The sequence below is a fragment of the Cellulosimicrobium sp. EB106-03-01-XG111 genome (assembly GCF_058792115.1).
This window is the reverse complement of the sequence record NZ_JBYTEQ010000002.1, coordinates 419,670-428,087: the sequence shown is the minus strand read 5'-3', so window position 1 is coordinate 428,087 and position 8,418 is coordinate 419,670. Positions and strand designations below refer to the sequence as shown.

At 72.2% G+C, this 8,418-nt stretch carries 9 protein-coding genes and 1 rRNA gene; 8 read left to right on the top strand and 2 right to left on the bottom strand.

The annotated features are described in order from the left end of the window. Positions 1-172: 172 nt before the first annotated feature. The 5 genes from rrf (at position 173) to AC3WT4_RS03945 (ending at position 4,446) form a co-directional block, all read left to right on the top strand. Positions 173-289, top strand: a 5S ribosomal RNA gene (gene rrf / locus AC3WT4_RS03965). A gap of 207 nt (positions 290-496) precedes the next feature. Next, positions 497-793 (top strand): Asp-tRNA(Asn)/Glu-tRNA(Gln) amidotransferase subunit GatC, encoded by a 297-nt coding sequence (gatC, locus tag AC3WT4_RS03960; protein ID WP_034652217.1) that lies wholly within the window; start codon positions 497-499, stop codon positions 791-793. Between the two features lies 1 nt (position 794). Then, a complete protein-coding gene (gatA, locus tag AC3WT4_RS03955) occupies positions 795-2,333 on the top strand; it encodes an Asp-tRNA(Asn)/Glu-tRNA(Gln) amidotransferase subunit GatA (protein ID WP_492314773.1) in 1,539 nt (512 codons plus the stop codon). Next, complete coding sequence (gatB, locus tag AC3WT4_RS03950; RefSeq protein ID WP_492314772.1) at positions 2,330-3,835, top strand: Asp-tRNA(Asn)/Glu-tRNA(Gln) amidotransferase subunit GatB; 1,506 nt, start codon at positions 2,330-2,332, stop codon at positions 3,833-3,835. Before gatA ends, gatB begins: the two co-directional genes overlap by 4 nt. Before the next feature lie 5 nt (positions 3,836-3,840). Next, complete coding sequence (locus AC3WT4_RS03945; protein ID WP_083385377.1) at positions 3,841-4,446, top strand: GNAT family N-acetyltransferase; 606 nt, start codon at positions 3,841-3,843, stop codon at positions 4,444-4,446. Positions 4,447-4,572: 126 nt separating this feature from the next. Here the strand turns inward: AC3WT4_RS03945 and AC3WT4_RS03940 are convergent, their stop codons facing one another. Further along, positions 4,573-5,451 (bottom strand): serine hydrolase domain-containing protein, encoded by an 879-nt coding sequence (locus tag AC3WT4_RS03940; protein WP_492314771.1) that lies wholly within the window; start codon positions 5,449-5,451, stop codon positions 4,573-4,575. 204 nt (positions 5,452-5,655) lie between these two features. Between AC3WT4_RS03940 and uraD the strand changes: the two genes are divergently transcribed. The 3 genes from uraD to pucL are packed head-to-tail and all read left to right on the top strand — an operon-like array spanning position 5,656 to position 7,458. Further along, positions 5,656-6,153: a 2-oxo-4-hydroxy-4-carboxy-5-ureidoimidazoline decarboxylase gene (gene uraD, locus AC3WT4_RS03935; protein ID WP_074809876.1), complete on the top strand. Its 498-nt coding sequence runs from the start codon at positions 5,656-5,658 to the stop codon at positions 6,151-6,153. Continuing rightward, positions 6,150-6,518, top strand: a complete 369-nt coding sequence (gene uraH, locus AC3WT4_RS03930; protein WP_074809875.1) for a hydroxyisourate hydrolase — start codon at positions 6,150-6,152, stop codon at positions 6,516-6,518. Before uraD ends, uraH begins: the two co-directional genes overlap by 4 nt. A 1-nt stretch (position 6,519) precedes the next feature. Continuing rightward, positions 6,520-7,458, top strand: coding sequence for a factor-independent urate hydroxylase (gene pucL, locus AC3WT4_RS03925; RefSeq protein ID WP_108047460.1), 939 nt, complete (start codon positions 6,520-6,522; stop codon positions 7,456-7,458). Between the two features lie 69 nt (positions 7,459-7,527). Here pucL and AC3WT4_RS03920 read toward each other — a convergent pair whose 3' ends face one another. Beyond that, positions 7,528-8,337, bottom strand: a complete 810-nt coding sequence (locus AC3WT4_RS03920) for an IclR family transcriptional regulator (protein ID WP_074809874.1) — start codon at positions 8,335-8,337, stop codon at positions 7,528-7,530. Positions 8,338-8,418: the final 81 nt, after the last annotated feature.

Sequence of the window (8,418 nt, the reverse complement as noted above, 5' to 3'; positions counted from 1 at the left end):
ATAGGCCGGACGTGGAAGCGGGGACGAAAGACCCGTGCAGCTGACCGGTACTAATCAGCCGACAACTTCAACACCAACACATTCTTGTGCTACGCGTCCACTGTGCGGTTCCCGAACCACCAACACCACACCCCCCACGGGGTGCCCCGGTGTTGACACGGTTCAACAGAGTTACGGCGGTCACAGCGAAGGGGAAACGCCCGGTCCCATACCGAACCCGGAAGCTAAGCCCTTCAGCGCCGATGGTACTGCCCTGGAGACGGGGTGGGAGAGTAGGACGCCGCCGGACAACCCTTCACCGAAGGCCCACCCCACACGGGGTGGGCCTTCGGCATTTCCGCATACCCCCACACACCACGACGGACGCCCCCGTCACCGCTCGCGTAGCCGCGTCGGCACCCGTGGTGTTCACCGGATCTCCGCCCGGACGAGGCTCGGTACCGCTGCAGGCTGGCCGGAGGCGGGCCACGGCGCGCGTCCCCACTAGAATGGGGGCATGTCCACCATCTCCCGTGACGAGGTCGCGCGCGTCGCCGCGCTGGCCCGCATCGATCTGCGACCCGAGGAGCTGGACCGGCTCTCCGGCGAGCTCGACGTGATCGTCGACGCCATCGCCAAGGTCAGCGAGGTCGCGACGCCCGACGTCCCCGCGACGAGCCACCCGATCCCGATGTCGAACGTCTTCCGCGATGACATCCCCGAGCCGCCGCTGCCCGTCGAGGACGTCCTCGCGGCCGCGCCCGCGGCCGAGGACGGTCGGTTCTCCGTACCGCAGATCCTCGGGGAGGAGTGAGATGACGGACCTGACACGGCTCTCCGCAGCCGAGCTCGCTGAAGGGCTCGAGGCGCGCGACATCTCGAGCGTCGAGGCCACCCAGGCGCACCTGGACCGGATCGTCGCGGTCGAGGGCGCGGTGAACGCGTTCCTCCACGTCAACACCGACGAGGCGCTCGCCACGGCCCGCTCGGTCGACGACCGCCGCGTCGCGGGCGAGCCGGTGCACCGGCTCGCCGGCGTGCCGATCGCGGTGAAGGACGTCGTCGTGACGAAGGGCATGCCGACGACGGCCGGGTCCAAGATCCTCGAGGGCTGGGTGCCGCCGTACGACGCGACGCTCGTCGAGAAGATCCGCGCGGCCGGCCTCCCGATCCTCGGCAAGACGAACATGGACGAGTTCGCCATGGGCTCGTCGACCGAGCACTCCGCCTACGGCAACACCCGGAACCCGTGGGACCTCGACCGGATCCCCGGCGGGTCGGGAGGCGGCTCCGCCGCGGCGGTGGCGGCGTTCGAGGCCCCGCTCGCGATCGGCACGGACACCGGCGGCTCCATCCGTCAGCCCGGGGCCGTGACCGGGACCGTCGGCGTGAAGCCGACCTACGGCGGCGTCTCCCGGTACGGGCTCATCGCGATGGCGTCCTCGCTCGACCAGGCGGGCCCCGTCACGCGCACGGTGCTCGACGCCGCGCTGCTGCACGAGCTCATCGGTGGCTACGACCCGCGCGACTCCACGTCGATCCCCGGCCGCGGGCCGGCGCTCGTCGACGCTGCGGTGCAGGGTGCGACGGGCGACCTGTCCGGCCTGCGCGTCGGTGTCGTCAAGGAGCTCACGGGCGAGGGCTACCAGGAGGGTGTGAGCGCGCGGTTCGCGCAGTCGCTCGACCTCCTGCGCGGGCTCGGCGCGGAGATCGTGGAGGTCTCCTGCCCCCACTTCGAGTACGCGCTCGGCGCGTACTACCTGATCATGCCGTCGGAGGCGTCGAGCAACCTCGCGAAGTTCGACGGCATGCGCTTCGGCCTGCGCGTGGAGCCCGAGGAGGGCCCCGTGACCGCTGAGCGCGTCATGGCCGCCACGCGCGGGGCGGGCTTCGGCGACGAGGTGAAGCGCCGCATCATCCTCGGCACGTACGCGCTCTCGGCGGGCTACTACGACGCGTACTACGGCAGCGCGCAGAAGGTCCGCACGCTCATCCAGCGGGACTTCGCCGCCGCCTTCGAGCACGCGGACGTCCTCGTCTCGCCGACGGCCCCGACCACGGCGTTCCGGTTCGGCGAGAAGCTCGACGACCCGCTCGCCATGTACCTCAACGACGTCGCGACGATCCCCGCGAACCTCGCGGGGGTCCCCGGGATGTCCGTGCCGTCGGGCCTGTCGGACGACGGCCTGCCCGTCGGGTTCCAGATCCTCGCGCCGGCCAAGGCCGACGACCGCATGTACCGGGTGGGCGCCGCGCTCGAGGCCGCCCTGGTCGGCTCGTGGGGCGGCCCGCTGCTCGACCGCGCGCCCGCGCTGCCCACGGCCACGAACGCACAGGAGGGCCAGGTCGGATGACCGCCACGACCGTCGACCTCGTCGACTACGCCGACGCCACGCGCCGCTACGACCCCGTCATCGGGATCGAGGTGCACGTCGAGCTCGGCACGCTGACCAAGATGTTCTGCCCGGCCGAGGTGAGCTTCGGCGCCGAGCCGAACACGCAGGTGACCCCGGTCTCGCTCGGGCTCCCGGGCGCCCTGCCGGTCGTCAACGGCAAGGCCGTCGAGTACGCGATCCGCATCGGTCTCGCGCTCAACTGCCAGATCGCCGAGACGTGCCGGTTCGCGCGCAAGAACTACTTCTACCCGGACGTCCCGAAGAACTTCCAGACGTCCCAGTACGACGAGCCCATCGCCTACGACGGGTGGATCGACGTCGAGCTCGAGGACGGGACCGTGTTCCGCGTCGAGATCGAGCGCGCGCACATGGAGGAGGACGCCGGCAAGAACACCCACGTGGGTGGGGCGACCGGCCGCATCCACGGTGCCGAGTACTCGCTCGTCGACTACAACCGCGCCGGCATCCCGCTCGTCGAGATCGTCACGCGGCCGATCACGGGCGCGGGCGACCGCGCCCCCGAGGTCGCGCGCGCGTACGTCCAGACCCTGCGCGACATCTTCCGGGCGCTCGACGTGTCCGAGGCGCGCATGGAGCGTGGCAACGTCCGGGCCGACGTGAACCTGTCGCTGCGCCCGACGCCCGAGTCGCCGCTCGGCACGCGCACCGAGACGAAGAACGTCAACTCGTTCCGCTCCGTCGAGCGCGCCGTGCGCTACGAGGTGTCCCGTCAGGCCGCCGTGCTCGACGCGGGCGGCACGGTGATCCAGGAGACGCGGCACTGGCACGAGGACACCGGCATCACGACGTCGGGCCGCGTGAAGTCGGACGCGGAGGACTACCGGTACTTCCCGGAGCCCGACCTCGTCCCGATCGCGCCGCCGCGCGAGTGGATCGAGGAGATCCGTGCGGGGCTCCCCGAGCTCCCGGTCGCGCGTCGTCGTCGGCTCCAGGGGGAGTGGGGCTACGCGGACGCCGAGATGCGCGACGTCGTGAACGCGGGCGCGCTCGACCTCATCGAGGCCACCGTCGCCGCGGGCACCAGCCCGGCCGGTGCGCGCAAGTGGTGGATGGGCGAGCTCGCGCGCCGCGCCAAGCAGGACGAGGTGTCCCTCGAGGCGCTGCCCGTGACGCCCGCGCAGATCGCCGCGCTGCAGGGCCTCGTCGACGCGGGCCGGATCAACGACAAGCTCGCGCGCCAGGTCCTCGACGGCGTCCTCGCCGGCGAGGGGGACCCGGAGGCCGTCGTCACCGCCCGGGGCCTCGAGGTCGTCTCCGACGACGGCGCGCTGCTCGCCGCGATCGACGAGGCGCTCGCCGCGCAGCCGGACATCGTGGAGAAGGTGCGGGGCGGGAACCTCGGGCCGGTCGGCGCGATCATCGGCGCCGTCATGAAGGCGACCCGTGGCCAGGCGGACGCGGGCCGCGTGCGCGAGCTCGTCCTCGAGCGGATCGGCTGACCGCCGTGACGCGCGGACCGGTCGTCCTGGGGGAGATGGTGCGCCTGCGCCCGATCGAGGCGCGGGACGCGGACCGCATGTGGGAGTCGCTGCAGGACCCGGAGGCGAACCGCCTCACGGGGACGACGGAGACCTTCACGCGCGACCAGATCGACGAGTGGGTCGCGACCGTCAGCGACCGCGACGGCCGGTACGACTGGGCCATCACGCCGGGCGCGGTGCGTGACGGGCAGCCGGTGAGCGACGAGCTGATCGGCGAGATCGTGCTCAACGACCTCGACGAGCACGCGCGCTCGGCGAACCTGCGGCTCGCGCTGCTCCCGAACTACCGCGGGCGCGGCTACGGTCGCGAGGCGATCTTCGAGGTGCTCCGGTTCGCGTTCGAGGGGTCGACGGACGTCGACGGCGTCCGGCACGAGGGACCGCGCCTGCACCGCGTGAGCCTCGACGTGCTGAGCATCAACCCTCGCGCCCGGATGCTCTACGAGTCGCTCGGCTTCCGCGAGGAGGGTCGCCTGCGCGACGTCTACCGCGACGGGGACGGGTGGGCGGACGCCACCGTCATGAGCATCCTCGAGGACGAGTTCCGGGCTGGGCTCGGCGCACCCTGAGCCGTCCGCGGACGACGCACGCGCACGACCGCACGAAGGGGCCCGGCAGCATCCGCTGCCGGGCCCTTCGTCGTCCCCGGGCCGCTCGCTCGCAGTGCGCCCGCTTCCGCACGCCGCGTCCGCGCGTCAGCCGCGGTACGCCTCGCGCAGCAGGTCCATCCCGTTGAGCGTGCCCTCGAACGAGTTCCCGCCGGTCATGACGACGACCAGCTCCTGGTCGGGGAACAGCGCGAGGAGTTGCCCGCCCAGACCGAGGGCGAAGACCATCCCGAGGTCCGGGTCGGACCACCAGTGCCAGCCGTAGGCGCCGATCCAGGGGTAGGTCCGGGTACGGGGGCGCCAGCACTCGCGCAACCAGTCCGACGACGCGACCTCCTCGCGCAGCACGGCGGTCCCCAGCCGTGCGAGGTCGGTCGGGAGGAGGCACAGCCCGTTGCCTGCGTGGCTGTAGCCGCTGCGGTCCGCGTAGATGCGCCAGCGGCGGATGCCCGAGGGGCGGAAGAGGTGCTCCTCCGCGAGCTGTTCGACGCTGCGGCCCGTGCGCCGGTGGAGCACCGCACCGAGCAGGTGCGAGGAGCCCGTCGAGTACCACATCGCACGTCCGGGCTCGTCGACCAGCGGCCGGTCGACGACGGCGCGCAGCAGGTCCCGGCTCGCGGTGAGCGGCGGGGCCGAGCCTCGCCACTCACCGAACTCCGGCCACTCCAGACCCGACGTCATCGCCAGCAGGTGCTCGACGGTGATGGCCCGCTTGCGCTCGTCGTCGACCGGGACGTCCGGCAGGTGGGCGAGCGCGGAGGACGACAGGTCGACGTCGACGAGGCCCGCGAGGAGGCCGGTGACGCCTTTGGTCACCGAGTTGAGCTTGGCGGGCCGGTCCGCTCCGTCGTGCCGGCGGAACCATGTGCGCTCGGTCGCGCCCGCGTGCACCACGACGAGCGCGTGGACGCCGGCGGTCCGGAGCCGCCGCTCCCAGTGCGGGCCGGACCAGAGGTCGTCGATCATGGGGGCAGAACGTAGCGTCGCCGGTCCGCCGTGGACAACCGGTTTCCGACCTGGCGCTGCGCGGTGCCTGACCGCACCGTGGTTGACATCACCCAGCCCACGACGTACATTCATAAGACGGAAACAAACTTCCGAGATGTGGAATCCACTCCGAAGGTCGGGCGGCCGTGCCGCTCGACCCGGTCGTCGAGAGGGAACGCAGCGATGACGCTGGACGAGTTCAACCGGTGGTCGCCGGACGAGGCGCGGGACGCGCTCCTCGCGTGCGCCCACGTGGACCGGTGGGCCGAGGAGGTCGCGGCCGGTCGCCCGTACGCGACCGTGGACGCCGCCGCCGAGGCGGCGCTCGCCGCCGCCGACCCGTGGACGGACGACGAGATCGACTCGGCCCTGGCGCGCCACCCCCGGATCGGCGAGCGTGCCGAGGGGGAGGCGGCGGACGCGAGCATGTCGCGCTCCGAGCAGGCCGGCGTCGACACCTCCGACGACGACGTGGCACGTCGGCTCGTCGAGGGGAACCGCGCGTACGAGCAGCGGTTCGGCCACGTGTTCCTCGTCCGGGCCGCCGGGCGCAGCGCCGAGGAGATCCTCGAGCAGCTCACCGAGCGGCTGGGCAACGACGCCGAGACCGAGCGGGCGAACGCCGCCCGCAACCTGCGCGAGATCGCCGCGCTGCGGCTGAAGGGAATGCTGACGGCATGAGCACCCACGCCAGCCACATCACCACGCACGTACTCGACGCGGCCAGCGGTAGGCCCGCCGAGGGGATCACCGTCCGCCTGGAGGCGGCTCCGGAGATCGCGGAGGGGACGACGGGGCAGGGCTGGTCCCTGGTGGCGTCCTCCCGCACGAACGACGACGGTCGCGTGCCCGAGCTCGGGCCCGAGACCCTCGTCCCCGGTACGTACCGGCTCGTGTTCGACACGGCCGAGTACTTCGACCGGCGAGACACCGTGTCCTTCTACCCGGAGGTCGTCGTCGTCTTCCGGGTGGCGAGCGCCGAGCAGCACTACCACGTCCCCGTCCTGCTCAGCCCGTTCGCCTACTCGACCTATCGAGGGAGCTGACATGAGCACCACCACGACTGCCGAGCAGTCGGCGGCCACGCAGAGCAGCGGGGCCATCGTCCTGGGCGACAACCAGTGGGGCAAGGCGGAGGTGCGCCTCGTGCGCGTCGACCGCTCCACGCCCCGCCACGAGATCACGGACGTGAACGTCTCCTCGCAGCTGCGGGGCGGGCAGGAGGCCACGCACCGCGAGGGGGACAACTCCCGGTGCGTCGCGACCGACACGCAGAAGAACACGATCTACGCGTTCGCCCGTGACGGCGTCGGCGCGATCGAGGACTTCGCGATCCGCCTCGGGCAGCACTTCGTCGAGGACTTCGAGTGGATCGAGGGCGGGCGCTGGGAGATCGAGCAGTACTCCTGGAACCGCATCGAGACCGCGGACGGCGAGCACGACCACGCGTTCGTGCGCAACAACCAGGAGACGCGGACGACGGTCGTCCAGCGCGACGGCGACGAGGTCTTCGTCGTCTCGGGCCTCACGGACCTCGTCGTCCTCAAGTCGACGGGCTCGGAGTTCCACGGGTTCCCGCGCGACCGCTACACGACGCTCGTGGAGACCGACGACCGCATCCTCGCGACGTCGGTCACCTCGCGCTGGCGCTACACCACGACGGACGTCGACTTCGACGCGGTGTACGCGAAGGTCCGCGCGATCCAGCTCGAGGCGTTCGCGACGACGCACTCGCTCGCGCTCCAGCAGACGCTCTTCGCGATGGGCAAGGCGGTCCTGGAGGCCGTCCCCGAGATCGCGGAGATCAAGTTCTCGATGCCGAACAAGCACCACTTCCTCGTGGACCTGGCGCCGTTCGGCCTCGACAACCCGAACGAGGTCTTCTACGCGGCCGACCGGCCGTACGGCCTCATCGAGGCGACCGTCCTGCGTGAGGACGTCCCGGCCGAGCCGCGCGCCTGGGCGACCGTCACCGGGTTCTGCTGAGCCGACATGACGGACGGACGCGCCCTGCCCGGCCGCGGTGCACCCGCGGTCCGGCAGGGCGCGCCCGCGTCAGGGCGCGGCGGTGATGAGCTCGCGCGTGAGCTCGCTCGCGACGCGGTGCAGCACCGGGACCGCGTGCTCGCCGAACTCGTACGTCACGCGGGCCGCAGGCCCGGAGACGGACAGCGCGGTGGGGGTCGGGGCGTCGGGCACCGCGACGGCGAAGCAGCGCACGCCGAGCTCCTGCTCGCCGTCGTCGATCGCGTACCCGCGCTCGCGGGTCGCGGCGAGCTCCGCGAGGAGCGCGTCGACGTCGGTGATCGACTGGTCCGTCGCGGGCGGCATGCCGACGCGGCCCATGATCTCGCGCACCGTCTGGTCGGGGAGCTGGGCGAGGACCGCCTTGCCGACGCCCGTGCAGTGCGTGTAGACGCGCCGGCCGACCTCGGTGAACATCCGCATCGAGTGGCTCGACGACGCCTGGGCGACGTAGACCGCCATGTCGCGGTCGATCATCGCGAGGTTCGCCGACTCGCCGAGGTCGTGGGCGAGGCGCTCGAGGTAGGGGCGCGCACCCGCGCCGAGCTGGCGGCCCGCCGACTCGCCGAGCCGGATGAGGCGCGGGCCGAGGGTGTACCGCCGCGACGGCGTCTGGCGCACGTAGCCCTGGGCGAGCAGCGTGCGCAGCAGGCGGTGGATCGTCGGCAGCGGGAGGCCCGCGTGCTGTGCGAGCTCGCTCAGGCCGGACTCGCCGCCGAAGTCGGCGAGCAGCTCGAGCAGCTCGATCGCGCGGTCCACGGACTGCACGCCCCCGGTCGGCTTCGCCGGCCTCGTGCTCGGGGCGGTCTCCGTCGGCTCCGTCGCCGAGGTCTCGGCCATCTCACCATCTCCTGTCCACCAGGTGCCGCCCGACGGCGGGCGCACCTCGCCTGAGCAGTGCGGGAACCTCCCGCGCTCCCT

Coding starts and splice junctions, on each gene's coding strand:
- AC3WT4_RS03940 (WP_492314771.1), bottom strand. CDS start 5,451: ATGATCGACGACCTCTGGTCCGGCCCGCACTGGGAGCGGCGGCTCCGG.
- uraD (WP_074809876.1), top strand. CDS start 5,656: ATGACGCTGGACGAGTTCAACCGGTGGTCGCCGGACGAGGCGCGGGAC.
- pucL (WP_108047460.1), top strand. CDS start 6,520: ATGAGCACCACCACGACTGCCGAGCAGTCGGCGGCCACGCAGAGCAGC.
- gatA (WP_492314773.1), top strand. CDS start 795: ATGACGGACCTGACACGGCTCTCCGCAGCCGAGCTCGCTGAAGGGCTC.
- gatC (WP_034652217.1), top strand. CDS start 497: ATGTCCACCATCTCCCGTGACGAGGTCGCGCGCGTCGCCGCGCTGGCC.
- gatB (WP_492314772.1), top strand. CDS start 2,330: ATGACCGCCACGACCGTCGACCTCGTCGACTACGCCGACGCCACGCGC.
- AC3WT4_RS03920 (WP_074809874.1), bottom strand. CDS start 8,337: ATGGCCGAGACCTCGGCGACGGAGCCGACGGAGACCGCCCCGAGCACG.
- uraH (WP_074809875.1), top strand. CDS start 6,150: ATGAGCACCCACGCCAGCCACATCACCACGCACGTACTCGACGCGGCC.